The sequence below is a fragment of the Vibrio sp. MA40-2 genome, assembly GCF_047302445.1.
GTDB lineage: Bacteria > Pseudomonadota > Gammaproteobacteria > Enterobacterales > Vibrionaceae > Vibrio.
This window is the reverse complement of record NZ_CP178628.1, coordinates 1,378,265-1,398,429: the sequence shown is the minus strand read 5'-3', so window position 1 is coordinate 1,398,429 and position 20,165 is coordinate 1,378,265. Positions and strand designations below refer to the sequence as shown.

The window sequence follows — 20,165 nt, the reverse complement described above, 5'->3', positions numbered from 1 at the left end:
TCCTTAGCCCTTTACTCGTTGATTTTTTGTAATTGGTTTCACGTTTTGCTTTACAGCATTAGGGGATACATGCTGAATTTTCTATTACGTTCTATCGGCTTAGGTTTGGTAACTGCACTAATCATATTACTCGCAGTTCCTTCTTTACGTTCCAATATTATTCCAGAAGATATCGTAGAGAAAGTGACCGATATACAAGATATCCGAGTCTCTTTTAGTGACGCGGTTCAAAGAGCAGCGCCCGCTGTAGTCAATATTTATAGCCGAAAATATACAGCAGAAGATCGCACCACACTAAAAACACAAGGATTAGGCTCAGGTGTCATTGTTAGTGATAAAGGCTATATCATTACTAATTTTCACGTAATCGCGAAAGCCGATCAAATCATTGTAGCCCTGCAAGATGGACGCATTGCAGACGCGCAACTTGTTGGTAAAGATCAACGCACAGACTTGGCTATTTTACGCATAGAAATGTCTGATTTACCCACTATTCCACTTAATCCAGATTACCAAGCTAAAGTAGGCGATATCGTTCTGGCTATTGGTAATCCTTATAATCTCGGCCAAACGACAACATTCGGTATTATTTCCGCAACAGGACGTTCTTCTATTAGCGCCGATCGCAGGCAAGCGTTTATTCAAACCGATGCCGCTATCAATAGAGGTAACTCTGGAGGAGCACTGGTCAATACACATGGTGAACTTGTCGGTATTAATACCGCATCATTTCAACAAGCAACAGACCTAGAAACCTATGGTATCTCTTTTGCTATCCCCTACACCTTAGCCAATAAAATCATGCAAAAGATCATCGCTGATGGACGAGTTATACGCGGTTATATTGGTGTTGATGGCCAAGATGTCAATACTATGACATCTCGATTATTAGGCGGTGATTATGTTGGTGCTATCATTGTATTGGGTATCGATCCCGGAGGCCCAGCGGCCTTAGCTGGACTGAAAAAGAATGATGTATTGTTAAGTATTGATGATAGAAAAATAATTGGTCGCCAAAGTGTGATGGATATTGTTGCCGATCTGAGACCCGGTAGTACAGTAGAGGTTATTTTACTTAGAGATGGGGAAACCATGTCTGTACCGGTTATTGTGGGTGAAGTGGTCGATCAAGAATAATCGCTCAATCAGAGTCAAGCTTGCGGAACGAGCAAAGGGTATATTACCCTTTGCTGTAATATTAGTTAACGGTTACTCAGAAGTATCCGATAATTGAGCGTCAGATCCCACTGCATCAATTTCAATGTTAGTTACCCGTTGCAGACCACGCGGTAAGATACTTCCTCTGCGCCCTCTTTCCCCTTTAAAATTCTCCAAATCGGCTGGTTTTAAGCCCATTTTTCGCTTCCCTGCATAAAGAGTAACGGAAGCACCTTGAGGTAGTGATATTAAATGAGACACTATCTCTTCTCTTGCTTTAGCTTTAGCTGCAGGAATATTAATAATTTTATTCCCTTTACCTTTACCTAATTGTGGAAGATCTTTAATTGGGAATATCAACATTCGACCTTGATTAGTGATGACTAAGATTTGATCTAGATCGATATTTTCTACCGGTTTTGGTGTTAACACTTCTGAATTAGCAGGTAAATTAACTAAAGCCTTACCACTGCGGTTCTTAGATAAAAGATCCGACCCTTTGCAAACAAAACCATAACCTGCATCAGAACCCACTAACCACAACTGCTCATTTTCGCCCATAACTACTTGACGAATAGACGTACCTTCAGCAATATTCAAACGGCCAGTAATTGGCTCACCTTGGCTTCTAGCAGAAGGTAACGAATGAGATTCTAACGAATAACTTCGGCCATCATTTCCAAGAAAAACGGCTTGTTGATTACTCTTACCACAAGCATGCGCGAGATAGCTATCACCCGATTTATAATTCAAGCTGCTCGCATCAACATCATGGCCTTTTGCGTGTCGTATCCAACCTTTATCTGATAAAACAACCGTAATAGGCTCACTCGGAATCAAATCGCGCTCGGTCAACGCTTTCGCCTCACCTCGCTCAATTAATGGTGAACGTCTATTATCGCCGTATTTATCAGCATCAGCTTGAATCTCTTTTTTCAACAGCGTATTCATTCTACGCTCAGAGCCAAGCAACAACTGCAATTTATCGCGCTCTTTTTCTAATTCAGACTGCTCTCCTCGAATCTTTAACTCTTCAAGCTTCGCAAGGTTACGTAACCTCGTATCTAAAATAGCATCAGCCTGAATCTCTGAGAGAGCAAAGCGCTCCATTAATACCGCTTTAGGGTGATCCTCGGTACGAATGATTTCGATGACTTCATCCAAATTAAGATAGGCTATCAACAAACCTTCCAAAATATGTAGACGAGCAAGAATTTTATCTAATCGATACTGCAAACGACGGCGTACCGTCGAACGACGAAATTCAACCCATTCAGATAAAATTTGCAGTAAACTTTTAACTTGAGGACGATTATCTAAACCGATCATATTCAAGTTAACACGGAAGTTTTTCTCTAAATCGGTTGAAGCAAACAGGTGATTCATTAATTGATCGCAATCAATACGATTTGAACGTGGAACAATAACAATTCGAGTTGGGTTTTCATGATCTGACTCATCTCTCAAGTCATCGACCATTGGTAGCTTTTTGGCTCGCATTTGAGCCGCTATCTGTTCGAGAAGTTTCGCCCCAGAGACTTGGTGAGGAAGCGAAGTGATAACAATATCTGAACTTTCTTTATGCCAAACCGCTCGCATTTTAATACTGCCGCGACCCGTCTTGTAAATCTTTTCAATATCACTAGCTGGAGATATTATCTCGGCTTCTGTTGGATAATCTGGCCCTTTAATATGTTCCATAATAGCGGGTAAATCCGCTTTAGGATTCTCTAAAACATGGATAGCAGCATTGGCAACTTCACGAACATTATGCGGCGGAATATCGGTTGCCATTCCTACCGCAATTCCGGTAATACCATTGAGTAGAATATGAGGCAGTCGTGCTGGTAACATTAACGGCTCTTTCATTGTGCCGTCAAAGTTTGGTTGCCAATCCACCGTCCCTTGACCAAGCTCGCCTAATAATATTTCTGCAAACTTAGATAATTTCGATTCGGTATAGCGCATTGCGGCAAATGATTTAGGATCATCGGGTGCACCCCAGTTGCCTTGTCCATCCACTAAAGGATATCGATAAGTAAAAGGCTGCGCCATAATAACCATTGCTTCATAACAAGCAGAATCACCATGAGGATGGTATTTACCTAATACATCACCAACGGTTCGCGCAGATTTTTTGTATTTTGCAGAAGCAGACAGTCCCAATTCGGACATCGCATAAATAATACGTCTTTGAACCGGTTTTAAGCCATCACCAATATAAGGTAATGCGCGGTCCATAATAACGTACATAGAATAATTCAGATACGCGTCTTCGGTAAACTTGCGCATCGGCATTTGTTCAATGCCTTCATAAGTTATTTCAGTCGACATTCATTAAACCTCAGCTAAATCGCCATTACTTTGCAACCAAGTACGGCGGTCATCCGCTCTCTTTTTACCTAGTAACATATCTAACATTTGATTGGTAAGTTCATCATCATCGATTGTAAGCTGTACTAAGCGACGAGTATTTGGATCCATGGTTGTTTCACGAAGTTGTAACGGGTTCATTTCACCTAACCCTTTAAATCGCTGAACATTAATCTTGGCTTTTTTCTTACTCAGCCGTTCTAGTATTGCCTCTTTTTCATCTTCATCGAGTGCATAAAAAACTTCTTTACCACAATCGATTCTAAATAGTGGCGGCATCGCGACATATACATGCCCATTGGCAACAAGCGACCTAAAGTGGCGAGTAAACAAAGCACAGAGTAACGTTGCAATATGCAAACCATCTGAATCCGCATCAGCCAAGATACACACTTTACCGTAGCGAAGTGTATCAAGATTATCGGAATCAGGGTCAATACCTAACGCAACTGAAATATCATGTACTTCTTGAGACGCTAAAACTTGATCAGCAGACACTTCCCACGTATTCAGTATTTTGCCTCGCAGCGGCATTATCGCTTGAAATTCACGATCTCGTGCTTGTTTGGCCGAGCCTCCAGCTGAATCCCCTTCGACAAAAAATATTTCTGTTCGACTTAAGTCTTGGACCGAGCAATCGGTTAATTTTCCGGGTAAAGCGGGACCTGATGCCACTTTTTTACGGACTACTTTCTTGCTAGCTCGCATACGTCTATGTGCATTCGAAATACACATTTCTGCCATCAGCTCCGCAACTTGAGGACGCTCGTTTAACCAGAGACTAAATGCATCTTTCACAACACCAGAAACAAAAGCAGCGCATTGTCTTGAAGATAAACGCTCTTTGGTTTGACCCGCAAATTGAGGATCTTGCATTTTAATAGAAAGTACGTAGGAACAACGATCAAAAATATCATCGCCAGTCAATTTAACACCACGAGGAAGTAGGTTTCGAAACTCACAAAACTCACGCATGGCATCCAATAATCCTTGACGCAAACCATTCACATGCGTACCACCGAGGGCTGTCGGGATCAAATTCACATAACTTTCGGTTATCTGTTCGCCACCTTCTGGTTGCCAAATAATTGCCCAGCTAGCACCTTCAATTTCTGAGGAAAACTCCCCCGTAAATGGCTCTTCAGGTAATAGGGTATAACCTTTCACCCCTTCAGAAAGATAATCTTTAAGACCATCTTCATAATACCATTTGTGTACATCACCATTTACTTTGTCAGTAAAAACAATTTCTAATCCAGGACAAAGTACCGCTTTAGCTCTTAAATTATTAATCAGTTTACTGACAGAAAAATTGCTCGAATCAAAATATTTTGGCTCAGGCCAAAAATGAACACTGGTTCCGCTATTGCGTTTACCACAGGTACCTGTAACCGTTAAGTCGGAAACTTTATCTCCGTGTTCAAATGCAATATCAAAGACTTGACCATCACGTCTAACGGTGACTTCAACTCTTTTAGAAAGGGCATTAACAACCGAAATACCAACGCCATGCAAACCACCTGAGAATTGGTAGCTTTTATTGGAAAATTTGCCTCCAGCATGTAATTTACAGAGGATAAGTTCGACACCAGAAACTTTCTCTTCTGGGTGAATATCAACAGGCATACCACGCCCATCATCAATCACTTCTAAAGATTGATCAGCGTGAAGAATAACTTGCACTTTGGATGCATGACCAGCCAGTGCTTCGTCCACACTGTTATCGATAACTTCTTGCCCTAAGTGATTAGGGCGAACGGTATCCGTATACATCCCAGGTCTACGACGTACCGGCTCTAGGCCATTAAGAACCTCAATGGCTCCAGCATTATATTGTTCAGTCATAATACGGAAATAGTCTTATAAGTTTAGGAGTACTTTGCTATAAAAGAATCAGGTTTTACATTTATTTGGCTACAAGCCGATGAAATTGACATTTTGCTATAAAACCGATTGTTTCATACAGAGTAAATTCAATAGAACATAGTCTGGAACAAGGGCCCAGATGTCAAGTCCATTACTCATAGGATGCAAAATTTATGATGCTTGCCCCATGAAATAATGGTGTTTTAATTATGAAATGGCGATGTTTGAACGACAAAAAAGATTAAAGTTTTAAAAACTCTACTATCCGTTGTGGATAACGTTCAAAGCCAATAAAGCTATGGTTACCGCCCTCTTCAACCGTTAGTTTTGCGCTAGAAGATACATTGGCTTCAGAAAACTTATTTACGGCTTGATGATAATCTAATACTTCATCACCTTTTTGCTGCAATAACCAAAATTTGGACGGTTCATGTACCGTTTGCACATCCAAGGATTTAAGTTGCTCTACATGTTCTTGTTGCAAAACATATCGCTCATTAGTATAAGGATTAATTTGCTCGCCTAAATAATCTTGCAGCAGTTCATAAGGTCTAATCGCTGGATTAATTAATACCGCAGGAAACCGATACAAACTATTTAACCAAATTGCCATATACCCACCCAAAGAGCTACCAACTAAACCAATCTGGTAAGACCCTTTATGTTGCTCTACCAGTTCAACAAGATAGGCTTCTGCTTGCTCAGGCAAACAGGGTAGTTGTGGAGTAAGTACTTTAATATCGGGACGATTTTTTGCGCAATAGGCTCTCATTTGATTAGCTTTTAACGACTGTGGAGAGCTATTAAAACCATGCAGATAAAGAAGTAAAGAGGGTTTCACTAATAACCTCCTGCACTAAAATCTGGCGTAAATTTGCCATTTGCTAAGCGTTGTACTTGGGTTTCTATTCTGCCATCAGAAAATAATTGTAGAATTCGCCAGCCAGGTGAAACGGTATCTAACGCAAAGTCTTTAGAATTCGGTTTAAACTGGACACAAGTAGACGGCGTGGTCATCACTCTTACTTCCCCAACCAGCTGATTAAAATCTTGATGTACATGACCACCCAATATCGCTTTGACATTATTATGTTTTTCAATCACACCCCATAACATGTCTGCGTCATGCAGAGTATGCTGATCTAACCATTCACTACCGACTAAAACTGGATGATGGTGGATTAGAACTAATGTGTGCAGGTTTTCATTTTGAGCTAACTGGCTGTCTAGAAACTTGAGTTGACTCTCTGAAAGACGCCCATGAGGGACACCACTAACTTGGCTATCTAACAAGATAATTTGCCAATATTCCCCTGCTAATAAGTGAGTATTGTCATAAACATGCTCGGATGGAATGATGCTATCCATGCTGAGTCTAAAATCATGATTACCAGGTAGCCAAAAACAAGGTTTACCTAACTGGGTAATACCTTGTTCAAACCTCTGATATGAACGAATAGAGTGATCTTGAGATATATCACCTGTTGCAAACACTGCATCAAACTCGATATCTTGAGCCTTGATCTCTTCTATAACAGCATGAAAACTATCCAGAGTATTAACACCTAACAAACACCCATCTGCTTCTGAAAACAAATGAGGGTCAGTAATCTGCAAAACGCTTATGCTGTCATTTTTTACGGCTGCTGATATCTTCAAAATATTAAACCTAACTTCTCTTGCCTAATTTAAACCGTATTCTCATGCATCACTTTACTTATAGTTATTTATTATAGTTTTTACTTGTTATATTCAAACATGAATTAAGAGTGAACTCAAAAAAGAGGTGCACGACTAATACCATGTTTTAAACAGAAAGAAAGCCAGTCGCTTAAGAATTGATTTAACTGGAACTTTTCGTCTTTCTGCATCATTTTAGTGTTGGGGTAATCATAACGGGGTTGTACTCTAGAAATCTGTTCACTTGCACACACTTCCGCAACCCTAGCGTCGTGATACAACCTAACTTTCATTTTTGGTAAAGGAAATATAGGCTCAACATCACATTGGCTGACATCAATCACTGTCGTATATTTAGTTATTTCACTGACTTCCAATTGATAGGCAATCTTAGCAACCTGATATGAACGAATATCACCAACTACTGGTTGAGAAGGTAATAGCGCATTCAACTTGGCATAATTGGTTTCGTAAATTCGCATTAATCCCGCAAGATCGACGTGATACGGCTTACCTGAAACAATTACTGCCATTGTTGTTGTAACCTCTGATAATTTAGCTCTAACCATTGCAAAGCAATAATAGAGGCACCATTTTCTATTTTACCGGTTTCGATCATTGAATAAGCCTCACTACGGCTGACAACATGCGCTTTTATATCTTCATTTTCATACTCTAAACCGTAAATACCACCAGCGCCTAAAGTACTAACCTGTCCAACAAACACGTCTAATTTTTCAGAACAACCACCAGCAGAAGGATAATAACTCACCACTGATTGTACTTTTTTAACGTCTAAACCGGCTTCTTCCATTGCTTCACGTCGAATCAAGCCTTCTGCATCTTCGTCTGTATCGATGATCCCAGCAACGATTTCAAACTGCCAAGGATGAGCGTGTTCCAACGCACCAACACGAATCTGTTCAATCAAAACCACTTCGTCTCTAGTAGCATCGTAAGGTAACACTGCAGCAGCATGGCTACGGTCAAAAAGCTCACGTTCTACTGGTTGACTCCAACCACCATTGAACAACTTGTATTTAAAGGTGTACTTAATCATCTGAAAAAAGCCTTTAAATAGCGTTTCTTTCGACATAATTTGTACATCTTCTGATTTAAACTGCTGTCTCATCACGTGTCTCTCTTAATAAAGACGTTAAACTGAGTATTTAATCATAGAGCAACTTTGACACCAATGATATGTCTCAAAATTTCTAATAAAATTTAAATTTTTATTTTAATTTACATCTAATTTATTGCACGAGCGTACAATAAAGTGTAAAAAAGCATAAAGATTAGCACAAAATAGTCCCAACTTAGGTTAAACTCTTGAAGAATCGATCCTTAATTAAGGCAGGAATACATAAAATGAATAAGCTGCTTCCTCTATTTATCAGCGTCGCACTAGGTACCACGTCAACATTAGCGTTTGCTGATGATCTTGCTGAAATTTATAATTTAGCTAAAGATAATGATCCAACCCTGCTTCGTTCTGCTGCCCAACGTGACGCAGCTTTTGAAGCGATTAATTCTAGCCGCGCAACACTTTTACCGCAAATTGATCTTACCGCAAGTTATGATATTAATCGTAGTGACTATGACAGTTCACAATATAATGTCTTCGCAGCAGGGATAGGATTTTCTCAAGAGCTTTATCAACGCTCAAGCTGGATCACTTTAGATACTGCTGAGAAATTAGCCAGACAATCTGATGCGGCTTACGCTGCTCAACAGCAGAATTTGATCCTTAGAGTTTCTACTGCTTACTTCGAAGTACTACGAGCACAAGACAGCTTAGAATTTGTTCGCGCAGAAAAAGCAGCGGTAGCAAGACAATTAGAACAAACTAAACAACGTTTTGAAGTAGGTTTGTCAGCTATTACTGATGTACATGACGCTCAGGCTGAATACGATAGTGTATTAGCCAATGAAGTAGTTAGTGAAAACGATCTGATAAACAGCTATGAATTACTTCGTGAGATCACAGGCCGTGAACACACAAATTTAAACGTTCTTAATACCGAGACGTTCTCAGCGACCAAAACGCTAGAGTCTCCACAAGAACTTTTAGAGATGGCGCAAACTAAAAATTTAACTTTATTAACTGCTAGAATTTCTCAAGATATTGCTAGAGATAACATATCATTAGCTAGTTCTGGCCACTTACCTTCACTAACATTAGATGGTGGGTATTCATTAACTGATCGCCATAACAGTGCATCATCAAGTAGTGATTACAATTCCGACACTTTTAATATTGGCTTAAATTTGTCGGTTCCACTTTACACCGGTGGAGATATTACTTCTCAGGTGAAACAAGCGGAATATAATTATGTTGCTGCCAGTGAAGATTTAGAAGCCACTTACCGTAGCATCGTTACTACCGTTCGTAGTTCAAACAATAATATTAATGCCACCATTGGTACTATTCGTGCTTACGAACAATCTGTGGTTTCTGCTAAATCGGCATTAGAAGCAACAGAAGCAGGGTTTGATGTAGGTACACGTACTATTGTAGATGTATTGGATTCAACTCGTCGTTTATACGATGCAAATCGAAATTTATCTGACGCTAGATACAACTATATCATTAGCGTTTTAAATTTACGTGATGCGACAGGCTCCCTCAGCGAACAAGAGATCATCAATATAAACTCTGCATTGAAAGTAGCAAACACAGCGAAGAAATAAGATAGTAAAGAAAAATAAAATGCGATAAATAAAAAGATTGGCCTACGCCAATCTTTTTATTTTCATCGTCTAAAATGTCACTATCTTAGGCCTAACCTTCACTCATAGATGACTCACTTAACCACTTATCCCACTGTTCTTGCACACAGGCACGCTCCTCAATAAATCGTGTTTCATCAACATCCGCGTCTTGATTAAGTAAATTCCTATGATGGATCTCATCTCTCAACGAGGTATAGGCATGATTTAACCTTATCGCTTCGTCTTTACTGATTAAACCTTCACTTGCTAAAGACTCGAAGATTCGAACATTGTCTGACCAACGAGTGAGCTCTGGGTATTTATCACTGAAGTTTAACACTAAGTATTGAGCTAGAAATTCAATGTCAGTAATACCGCCTTTATCCTGTTTTAGCATAAAGCGTCCCGGTTTTTTGTTACCTAAGTGGTTACGCATTTTACTTCTCATCTCAACCACTTCTCGCTTTAAGGTTGCTGCATTTCTTTCCTTGCACATAACTCGATGACGAATATCACTAAACGTTTGTTCTAATTCAGTGTCACCATAAATTAATCGAGTTCGCACTAAAGCTTGATGCTCCCATGTCCATGCGTCATTTTGTTGGTATTCATCAAAAGCCATTGTCGGGCTAACCAATAAACCAGAAACGCCAGATGGCCTTAATCGAGTATCTATTTCATACAAAATACCCGATGGAGTTCGGATTGAAAAGATATGCACTATTCTCTGTGCGAGGCGTAAATAAAACTGTCTTGCATCGATTTCTTTTTTACCATCGGTGTACACATCTGCAGGGCTGTCATGTAAAAAAACAATATCCAAATCAGAGTTATAGCCCAGCTCCCAACCTCCAACTTTACCATAACCGACAACGGCAAAGCCTTTACCTTCTCGATTGCGTAAATGTGTCGGTTCGCCATACTTTTCTGATAATTGCAGCCAAGCCTGATTGATTACGGCTTCTACAATGGCTTCGGCCAGAAAAGTCAGGTGATCACTTACCTTCATAACCGGTAGTACGCCTGCAATATCTGCAGCGGCAATTTTTAAAATGCATATTTGTTTAAACTGGCGCAATGCTTCCATCTGTTGTTCCATATCATCTTCAGGAATCCGAGCTAAATAATCACGTAATTCAGCACGATAAGATTCAGGAGGCACCGGGTTATATAGATGGTTAGGATCTAATAATTCATCAAGCAATATTGGGTATCGACTAAGCTGCTCAGATATCATTGGACTGGCAGTGCAAAGCCGAACTAACTGAGTTAATGCCGCATTGTGTTCATCAAATAATTCTAAGTAAGTGGTTCGAGTAACAATATTTTTTAACAGGTGAAGTACACGAGGTAATCCAAACTCCGCATCTTTATGTTCAAATATCGCATGAAATACTTTAGGCATCAGTCTATTTAAAACTTCACGTCCTCTTGGCCCTAATGTCTTTTTCACGAGATCATTTTTAAAACCGATTATTATTCTTGCTTCATGGCTCGGTTGTTTTCTCGCCAAATCATGCGTTAGAACATGTTCTATTACCTCTGTTTCATGAGCCATATCCCAGAGCTCACAGAAGTATTTAGCAACCGCGCAAGATTCTTCTTCCTCTTCTCCTATCAATTGCTCAAAGATTACATGCACTGATTGCATATGTTGTTGGGTCTGCAGCAACATTTCATTCCAAGACTCAAAGCCCATTGCTAATGCCAGTTTAAGTTGATCCACTTCATTTTCAGGTAAGGTTTGAGTCTGCTTATCAGCCATGGCCTGCAACAAATTTTCTTGCCTTCTTAAAAAACAGTAAGCATTTTCGAGCTGTTCTACTTCTGCAATTTCTAACAAATCCAACTCTTTTATGGCAGTAAGCGTTTCGAGTAACCCTCTACCACGTAAACTTGGTTCTCGCCCCCCTCGGACCAATTGAAATACTTGAGCGATAAACTCGATCTCTCGAATCCCTCCTGCCCCAAGTTTAATATTGTTACTTAAACCTCGACGTCGAACTTCACTCGATATCATCGATTTCATTCTTCTAAGTGATTGAATCGCACTAAAGTCAATATAACGCCTAAAGACAAATGGACGTAACATCTGTCTTAATTCTTGATATTGCGGATACATTTCACTGCCCATAACTCGGGCTTTAACCATTGCGTAGCGTTCCCAGTCTCGCCCTTGCTCTTGGTAGTAATCTTCAATGGCTGCATAACTCATGACTAAAGGACCACTTTCACCAAAAGGACGCAAACGCATATCAACCCGATAACAAAACCCATCGAAGGTCGGTTGATCTAGTGATTTTATGATCCTTTGTCCTAAGCGAGTAAAAAATTGTGCATTAGCAAGGCTTCTTCTTCCACCTTGAGTTTCTCCGTTTTCAGGATAAGTAAAGATAAGATCGATATCAGATGAAAAATTCAGTTCGCCACCACCAAGCTTACCCATTCCTATAATAAGCATAGGTTGAGCTTCGCCAGCTTGGTTACAAGGTGTCCCCCATTCTTTGCAACATAACTGATATTGCCAGCGGTAGGTTTCAAAAATCATCGCTTCCGCAAGCATAGAAATATGATTTAAACTATCATCAAGCGGCCAACTATTAGAAAAATCTCGCCAAGCAATATAGACCATTTCTCGACGCCTAAATTGACGCAACACTCTGAGCCCACTATTTTCATCGTGGCAATGTTCAAGTAAGGTAGCCAATCGTTCTCGATACAATTCCGCCCGAGATTCTTCCGCTAGCATCTCAGGGAGTTGGTGAACAAGTTCAACATCTTGGCTAAGTGACTCACAAACAAACTGGCTCAGAATCACCACGCTTTTCAGGTTCTCTCTCATAGAAGCAGACCAGGACTGTATGACACACTGTCCTTCTTCACTAATCTGTGCAAACGATGTTTCAAATTCTGAAAGTAAATGATCGGGCAATTGCATCTGATTTCCTTGTGGTGACTAATAAGCAACGAAATATTTAGCTATACTCTAACAATAAAAAAGACCCGCTAAAACTGAGCGAGTCTTTTAAAGTGAGGATAAGTGACCTTACTGGCAAGTCTGTTTTAAATATCGAGTCTTATCAGTCCACTTTCTATGAATATATTATATTTCAAACGACTGAATTTTCCCGCCTAACTCCTCAGCATTACGCTGCATTTCTTCTGACATTTCGAGTAATTCTGAAACAACTAACACGGAAGCTTCCACTAATTCTCTAACATTGGTTAAATTCTGACTCATCTCACCAGCAACACTACTTTGCTGCTCAGCAGCACTGGCTATTTGAAAGTTCATATCATTAATATTAGTCACTTGATCAACAATTCCACTCAGTTCATCCCCAGCACTACTGACTAAATCAGCACCATCTGCCGCCTCCACGACACTCTTTTCCATCATATTTACAGCTGAATTGGCGCTATTTTGCAATTGCGTGATCATATCTTGAATTTCTACCGTCGCTTTTTGAGTGCTTTGTGCCAGGTTTCTAACTTCGTCAGCAACAACAGCAAACCCTCTCCCAGCATCACCGGCTCTCGCTGCCTCTATCGCGGCATTTAAAGCCAACAAATTAGTCTGTTCCGATATATTTTGAATTGTGCCTACAACGCTACTTATTGAATCAACTCGGATTTCTACTTGATTAACCGCTTCAGCAGATTTACTTATATCAGCCGATAGCTCTTTCATTTTGTGAATACTATCTAATACAAACTGTTGGCCTGTTTTCGCTTGCCCTTGCGCTTGTTCTGTCACTAGTGAAGCACTCTTAGCATGGTCGGCAACAGTTTGGACCGTACTTGTCATTTCACTCATGGCGGTAGCAAGTTGGTCTATCTCATTAAATTCTTCTTTTGCTGACTCTTTTGTTTCTGCCATACTAATGGCCATCACTTCAGTCAAACTAGACAATTCTTCCGAACTTTGTACTTGAGTTTTAATAACATCTTGCAGTTGAACTCTCGTTTTTTCTAACTCTCTCGCCAAATCTCCATATTCATCTTTGCAATCCATCATGATAGGTGTTGAAAGGTCTTTTTTAGCCATTCCTTTAATAACATCAGTAATGTAGTTAGTCTGACGTAGCATGATTTTTGCTGCACCGAGTAAGATAGTCAAAAAGATAATAATCATGAATGTCGTTTGAAGTGCAACACTCTTCATGTATGCATCATAGTGTCTTTGTGCAACATCAGAATTTTGAGATACCACTAATACTGAATTGGCATTATTTAACTTAATAGCATGTTCAAACCTTTCCCCATCAGCCAACTCAAAGCTCTCTGAAGTTGATAATTGGGCAAAAAATTGCTTTAAAGGACGTCCGTCACTTAGCGATGAAGTCATTAAATTGGTAGAAGAAAAATCGGGATGACCAGTCACGTCTCCGCTATCTAAATCGACAAAATAAGTAAAGTATTCATTATTAATTTGCTTATTACTGGTTTTTATCGTTGCTTCCAACTCCTTTTTATCTGAGTTTGATAAAATAGAATCAATTAAGCTAGCGATAGATTCCGCTCTAATTGCAATTTGTTCTATTTGAATAGATGTAGCAGAATGGTAGAACGTGCGAGCATCCCATAATTGTTTAGAGATAATCAAAATTGTACTAAAAATCATCAGTATAAATAATTTAGGTACTAATCTAATATCTGTTATTACTCTTTCCCACGGCCTGAAGGTGATACTTGCCATTCTATATTCTCCACGTATTCTTATAAGACTCGATCCACTAACCTAGCTTTTAGTGTAGCTTCGTTGCCATAAAGCGATAACGAAATCCACGTAATTTATATTTAATTTGAGCATCGAATGAAAAAACATAATAACAAAAATGAAATAAAACCTATGGGATTAATGTCCTTAGTTCTGTCTTTTTTATCATTATTTGTGATCTCAGGTCTGCTATTTTTCAATCATAACCCAGAGACCTATTCATTGCTTATCGGCATTGACACTATTATCTGTAGTCTTTTTTTATTACAGCTCAGTATTGATCTATTTAGGTCAAATGATCGCCAACAATTTCTTAAGCAACATTGGATAGATTACTTAGCTAGCATCCCTCTAATTGAGCCTCTTCGATATGCGCGTATCTTTCAAATACTGCGGGTTATACGAGTCATTCGTTCAGGAAAAAACATCTTTTCGCAGATAAATAAAAATCGAAAGGAAGCGACAGTAGCTTCAATCTTGTTATTGTTGATGTTGTTATTGACGGTAGGTTCAGGAGCCATACTTTTTGCTGAGCAAGGAAAAATAGGCACAAATATCAACAGTATGGGAGATGCACTTTGGTGGGCTATCGTAACGGTTTCAACAGTTGGCTATGGCGACCATTACCCTACCACCGATTTAGGACGAATAATTGCTTCTGTTATTCTAATATGTGGCATTGGTATATTCGGTATGATCTCAGGTTTGATCACGTCACTAATCACCAGTCCAAAGTATGGAACGCCGCCACACGCACAGCTAGACGAAAACAACAAATTGCTCATACAGCTCATTAAAGAGCAAAAATTACTAACAGAAAAAATCAAAAACCTGGAAAAAAAATAAAAAATACGATGTAACATTACTGCATGTTAAAAATATTAATAGTCTTGGCAATTAAATAGGACAATAAGACAATACCGATACTCAGCTTTAATTATTTTTGGTGTTGTCCTCTTTATTTAATGACATAAAAAGAGCAAAGCTGAGTATTAATTTTGGTTTAGTAACGGAATAATTTCTGTTTAGTAATAGAATAACCCTATTTTAGTTCCTCCAATACGGTTGTACTTCTATCCCCATCGCTCTAGTTTGCTCCATCGCATGCAAAATGGATGATTCTTGTCGATCAATCCATCTCTCTAATTGATTTTTATCGGCTTGTTCTAATTCATTCAGTAATGATTGCAGTGGTTGTAACATTAACAAATCATCTATGCCGTGTAACAAATCATTCCATGGCATTCTAAAGTTATTTCTTTGTTCAATGTTATAGATTGATGCAAAACAGATCCCCGAATAGAGGCTTCGCATTAACTTATAACGTTCACCTATGTATTCATCTCTAGTAAGAGGCTTATTAGGAGGGAACGATTCAATTAGCTCGGTCCAAATACGATCAAGTTGATGCTGAGAGAATAATTTAATCTTTTCCGACATTTTTTCTTTTGCTTTTTCATCGAGAAAAGGATGCCAGCCTCTTGCCATCAACCAACGGCTTAAATCCAGCAAAAGCCCAGTATAACGAGAGGATGTAAATAACGCTGTCATTTCATCTTGATTAGGAAACTGCTCTTCACGTTGTTTCAATTTACTTAACAACAATTTTTGCGCATCAAGTTTGCGTAACACATGGCCTTTATCGTCACACAACCCTTCAACATAGTCTGCTACTTTTAACCAAGATAACTCTTCATCTAGCCATTTGAGTTCTTGACGTAAAATCGCACTAGCTCGACGCGGCACAATTTCACCATACACGGATAATATCTGTCGAATAAAAGAGATTGCATTGCTAATTTCCGACAGAGCTTGATGAGAGGGATGTTCAAAATAAATTTGTTCATGGTAATGCCAATGAGACAAAGCATGTTCAATTGAATTGATAAAACAAGTTTCAACACTATCTTCTAATTTGGTATTAACAAGAGCTAGTGTTTTCACTTCATCGCCCTCATAACCGTGAGCGAGACGATATCCTCTAGCGGCTTTACTTAAATTACCTAGTCGCATTCCACCTTCATCAACCAAGCTGCGCGCAAGCGTAAATAGCGAGTCAGCTTGTCCTGATTTAAGCTCTAATTCTACTTCGCAAATAGGAGATTCATGCTCACCTGCAACCACAACACCTTGATCGAAGGCCACTTCAATTTGACTGCCATCAACCATTCCAACTAACCACTGCTCACGGGTGAAATTGGTTGAGAAAATCGGCGCAATTTCTTTTTGAAGCAGTTCGACAGTTTTATTATCTGGCCAAATATCTTGAGGATGTAACGATAAATCAGGTTCATTACTGCTGTGTTCGGCATTATATTCCGGTCTTTGATGTAACCCGGCAACCACTCTTCCTGCTGTTTTTACCGTTTGCACATAAACTTCATCAAAGCGTCGAATACGCAAGCCGATATCATGCTGACGTAACCAGTTGTCTTGAGTATCAAAATAAATATTGCCTAACTCCCTACGACTGCTCTGAAGAATTTTTATTTCAGCTAGTTTTCGTTGTAGCTTTTCAGAAAAATCAGGTGCTACAAAAAACTTCAGTTCTATCTCGGTTTCCATTCGCTATTTATACCTTTCAAAGTAGACTTACACAGGATATTGCCTATTATTGTTGACCGCAAGATCGAAATTTAACCGTCTAGATGATCTAAATCAGTTTTATTGGTCAATTTATTAGGTTAACATGCGCCACTTTATAGCCCTAAGCAATCATATATTATTTTAGTCTATGGTTTATATAGGTTCTATTTTTAGGTTTAATCACTATGCCAGTAAATACAATTATGGGGTTGTTCGCAAAATCCCCAATAAAACCACTACAACAACATGTAGCGGTTGTAGATGAATGTTGTTCTTATCTTGTCGAGTTTTTTGAAACCTGTCATCAAGGTGACTGGGAAAAAGCACAGACGATTCGTACACGCATTTCTGAACTAGAGAAAGAAGCCGATGTTTTAAAGCGAGAAATTCGCCTAAAACTTCCTAGCGGTTTGTTTATGCCTGTCGATCGTACCGACATGTTGGACCTTATTACTCAACAAGACAAACTGGCTAACCTAGCCAAAGATATTTCAGGGCGCGTTATTGGACGCAAACTGAACATTCCACAGACCATCAACGATAATTTTATCTCTTATGTGAAACGTTGCATCGATGCTGCAAACCTTGCATATAAAGTTGTTCAAGAGTTCGATGAACTTTTGGAAACAGGATTCAAAGGTCGAGAAGTCAATTTAGTGGCTGAGATGATCAATCAATTAGATGTTATCGAAGACGATACGGATTTAATGCAAGTTCAATTGCGCCAACAATTAATGGCCATTGAACATGATTACAATCCAATTGACATCATGTTTATGTACAAAATTCTTGAATGGGTCGGTGAAATAGCAGACCAAGCTCAGCGAGTCGGTAATCGTTTAGAGCTTATGCTTTCTCGTTCATAATTTTTCAGTCACTTTGTAAAAGCAGATTCTATTAAGTGCAATAAAGTTGGCATAGAAAGCCTGTGCTTCACTTAATCTCTGACTTACTAATAAACTAAGGTATAACCATGGATATCCTCGCTAATTACGGCACTGTCCTTATTATTATCGCGGCATTTTTCGGATTTTTAATGGCCATCGGTATTGGTGCAAATGATGTGGCCAATGCAATGGGCACATCTGTCGGCTCAAAAGCACTTACGGTAAAACAAGCGATATTTATCGCTATGATATTTGAATTCGCTGGTGCTTATCTTGCTGGTGGAGAAGTAACGGACACGATTAGAAAAGGCGTTATAGATACGTCTTTATTTGAAAGCCAACCTGATATTCTCGTTTTTGGTATGATGTCAGCTCTCCTAGCTGCTGGCACTTGGTTATTACTTGCTTCATTTAGAGGTTGGCCTGTTTCAACAACGCATTCCATCATTGGTGCTATTATTGGTTTTGCTGTTGTTTCTGTCGGTTCTGAAGCGGTTGATTGGAAATCAGTACAAGGGATCGTCGGCAGTTGGATTGTTACGCCTTTAATTTCTGGTGTCATTGCTTATTATATTTTTGTCACCGCGCAGAAGCTCATTTTTGATACCGAAACACCTCTTTTAAATGCCAAACGTTTTGTTCCTGTCTACATGTTTATCACCACGTTAGTTATCGCTTTAGTTACGATTAAAAAAGGCTTAAAACATATCGGATTACACCTAACTGGGTTTGAAGCTTGGGGATGGGCAATAGCGGTATCCGCTTTAGTAATGATTAGTGGTTATATTTATATTGGCAAAAAATTCGAAGCCAATAAAGATGACCACAGTTTTGCTGGTGTAGAAAAAATATTTAGTACATTAATGGTTATTACAGCCTGTGCAATGGCATTCGCGCATGGTTCGAATGATGTAGCCAATGCTATTGGTCCACTGTCTGCTATCGCTTCTACCATAGAAAATATGGGGGAAATCACGTCAAAAAGTGCCATTGCTTGGTGGATATTACCACTTGGTGGAGTTGGCATTGTGGTTGGTTTAGCCACTATGGGACATAAAGTTATGGCGACTGTAGGAACCGGGATTACAGAATTAACTCCAAGTCGTGGCTTTGCCGCTCAATTAGCCACCGCATCCACTGTTGTATTAGCCTCGGGTACAGGTTTACCGATTTCAACCACACAAACTTTAGTCGGTGCGGTTTTAGGTGTCGGCTTTGCGCGTGGCATTGCTGCACTAAATTTAGGCGTGGTTAGAAATATTGTCGTATCTTGGGTAGTGACATTGCCAGCCGGCGCTATTTTAGCGATTATATTTTTCTATATTCTGGAAGCAATATTTATCTAACTCATGTTAGAGTTAGGTCATATTTGATTCAAAACTAATAAAAGGCACGCATAGACGTGCCTTGTTAGTTGCATGAACGGTCTAAAATTCTTACTATTCTCTCATTGGAATATTCGAATAATGGCTCAACGAAATAAGAGGTAGACATTCCTCATCGTTTTGTAAGGGATACACTGTGAAAAAATTGCTTTATGTTGTTTTATTTGTTTGCCTCTCTATACCAAATGCATTCGCTGCATCGAGATACATAGCAGACAACTTGTTCACCTATATGCATTCAGGTCCAAGTAATGAGTTTCGTATTATAGGGAGCGTCAATGCAGGCGACAAAGTAGAGTTAATAGATGTCAACTCAAAAAATAAATACAGCCAAATTGTCGATACAAAAGGTCGTAAAGGTTGGGTGGAAAGTCGTTTTATCACAAGCCAAGCAAGTATGGCCGAGCGTCTACCTATATTGGAAAAAGAACTTGCAAGCGTAAAAACAAAATTGGCTAATGCTCAAAAAAGCTCAGATGAACAGAAATCTGAATTGGTTCAGTCCTTAGATTTACGTAATAAACGTATTGCTGAACTTGAGCTTAGTTACAACGATATGGACCAACAGCTCACCAGTTCTCAAGCAGAAATCAGAGAGCTGAGAGCCAAATTAGATACTCAAAAAGAAGATTTATTGCTGAAATATTTTATGTATGGCGGTGGTGTAGCTGGTGTTGGTTTACTGCTTGGATTAATTCTTCCTCACATTATTCCACGTCGTAAAAAAGCACCAAATGGTTGGGCGTAAACCTATTTTAATTAAATCTATTTTAATTTAAGCTCATTACATACTAAATA

Annotated in this window: 15 protein-coding genes; 6 read left to right on the top strand and 9 right to left on the bottom strand. The window is 39.2% G+C overall.

Annotated features, from left to right (window positions below):
- The first annotated feature begins 69 nt into the window (after positions 1 to 69).
- On the top strand, positions 70 to 1,137 hold the full coding sequence (gene degS / locus ACLKML_RS14015) for an outer membrane-stress sensor serine endopeptidase DegS (protein ID WP_413285827.1): 1,068 nt from the start codon (positions 70 to 72) through the stop codon (positions 1,135 to 1,137).
- A 72-nt stretch (positions 1,138 to 1,209) separates the two neighbouring features.
- Here degS and parC read toward each other — a convergent pair whose 3' ends face one another.
- The 6 genes from parC to nudF form a co-directional block, all read right to left on the bottom strand.
- Positions 1,210 to 3,492 carry a DNA topoisomerase IV subunit A gene (parC, locus tag ACLKML_RS14010; protein ID WP_413285826.1) on the bottom strand — a complete coding sequence of 761 codons (2,283 nt, stop codon included), beginning with the start codon at positions 3,490 to 3,492 and terminating at the stop codon, positions 1,210 to 1,212.
- 3 nt (positions 3,493 to 3,495) lie between these two features.
- On the bottom strand, positions 3,496 to 5,376 hold the full coding sequence (parE, locus tag ACLKML_RS14005; protein ID WP_413285825.1) for a DNA topoisomerase IV subunit B: 1,881 nt from the start codon (positions 5,374 to 5,376) through the stop codon (positions 3,496 to 3,498).
- Between the two features lie 262 nt (positions 5,377 to 5,638).
- The gene (gene yqiA, locus ACLKML_RS14000) at positions 5,639 to 6,238 is read right to left on the bottom strand and encodes an esterase YqiA (RefSeq protein ID WP_413285824.1); all 600 of its coding nucleotides are present in this window, start codon (positions 6,236 to 6,238) and stop codon (positions 5,639 to 5,641) included.
- Positions 6,238 to 7,056 (bottom strand): 3',5'-cyclic-AMP phosphodiesterase, encoded by an 819-nt coding sequence (gene cpdA, locus ACLKML_RS13995; protein ID WP_413285823.1) that lies wholly within the window; start codon positions 7,054 to 7,056, stop codon positions 6,238 to 6,240. The genes yqiA and cpdA overlap by 1 nt, the downstream gene beginning before the upstream one ends.
- Before the next feature lie 116 nt (positions 7,057 to 7,172).
- Positions 7,173 to 7,610, bottom strand: a complete 438-nt coding sequence (locus ACLKML_RS13990) for a DUF1249 family protein (RefSeq protein ID WP_413285822.1) — start codon at positions 7,608 to 7,610, stop codon at positions 7,173 to 7,175.
- Positions 7,601 to 8,209, bottom strand: a complete 609-nt coding sequence (gene nudF, locus ACLKML_RS13985) for an ADP-ribose diphosphatase (protein WP_413285821.1) — start codon at positions 8,207 to 8,209, stop codon at positions 7,601 to 7,603. Before nudF ends, ACLKML_RS13990 begins: the two co-directional genes overlap by 10 nt.
- Before the next feature lie 236 nt (positions 8,210 to 8,445).
- Here nudF and tolC point away from each other — a divergent pair, with 236 nt between their 5' ends.
- On the top strand, positions 8,446 to 9,768 hold the full coding sequence (gene tolC / locus ACLKML_RS13980) for an outer membrane channel protein TolC (RefSeq protein WP_413285820.1): 1,323 nt from the start codon (positions 8,446 to 8,448) through the stop codon (positions 9,766 to 9,768).
- A gap of 91 nt (positions 9,769 to 9,859) precedes the next feature.
- Here the strand turns inward: tolC and glnE are convergent, their stop codons facing one another.
- On the bottom strand, positions 9,860 to 12,727 hold the full coding sequence (gene glnE, locus ACLKML_RS13975) for a bifunctional [glutamate--ammonia ligase]-adenylyl-L-tyrosine phosphorylase/[glutamate--ammonia-ligase] adenylyltransferase (RefSeq protein WP_413285819.1): 2,868 nt from the start codon (positions 12,725 to 12,727) through the stop codon (positions 9,860 to 9,862).
- A 165-nt stretch (positions 12,728 to 12,892) separates the two neighbouring features.
- Positions 12,893 to 14,488, bottom strand: coding sequence for a methyl-accepting chemotaxis protein (locus tag ACLKML_RS13970; RefSeq protein ID WP_413285818.1), 1,596 nt, complete (start codon positions 14,486 to 14,488; stop codon positions 12,893 to 12,895).
- Positions 14,489 to 14,605: 117 nt separating this feature from the next.
- Here ACLKML_RS13970 and ACLKML_RS13965 point away from each other — a divergent pair, with 117 nt between their 5' ends.
- On the top strand, positions 14,606 to 15,355 hold the full coding sequence (locus ACLKML_RS13965) for a potassium channel family protein (protein WP_413285817.1): 750 nt from the start codon (positions 14,606 to 14,608) through the stop codon (positions 15,353 to 15,355).
- 201 nt (positions 15,356 to 15,556) lie between these two features.
- Here ACLKML_RS13965 and ACLKML_RS13960 read toward each other — a convergent pair whose 3' ends face one another.
- The gene (locus ACLKML_RS13960) at positions 15,557 to 17,074 is read right to left on the bottom strand and encodes a CYTH domain-containing protein (protein WP_413285816.1); all 1,518 of its coding nucleotides are present in this window, start codon (positions 17,072 to 17,074) and stop codon (positions 15,557 to 15,559) included.
- A 206-nt stretch (positions 17,075 to 17,280) separates the two neighbouring features.
- On the opposite strand from ACLKML_RS13960, the gene ACLKML_RS13955 reads away from it, so the two are divergent.
- From ACLKML_RS13955 to ACLKML_RS13945, 3 genes are all read left to right on the top strand, one after another.
- Positions 17,281 to 17,961, top strand: coding sequence for a TIGR00153 family protein (locus ACLKML_RS13955; RefSeq protein ID WP_413285815.1), 681 nt, complete (start codon positions 17,281 to 17,283; stop codon positions 17,959 to 17,961).
- A gap of 107 nt (positions 17,962 to 18,068) precedes the next feature.
- Positions 18,069 to 19,328 carry an inorganic phosphate transporter gene (locus ACLKML_RS13950; protein ID WP_413285814.1) on the top strand — a complete coding sequence of 420 codons (1,260 nt, stop codon included), beginning with the start codon at positions 18,069 to 18,071 and terminating at the stop codon, positions 19,326 to 19,328.
- A gap of 175 nt (positions 19,329 to 19,503) precedes the next feature.
- Entirely contained in the window at positions 19,504 to 20,115 is a 612-nt protein-coding gene (locus ACLKML_RS13945) for a TIGR04211 family SH3 domain-containing protein (RefSeq protein ID WP_413285813.1), read from the top strand.
- Positions 20,116 to 20,165: the final 50 nt, after the last annotated feature.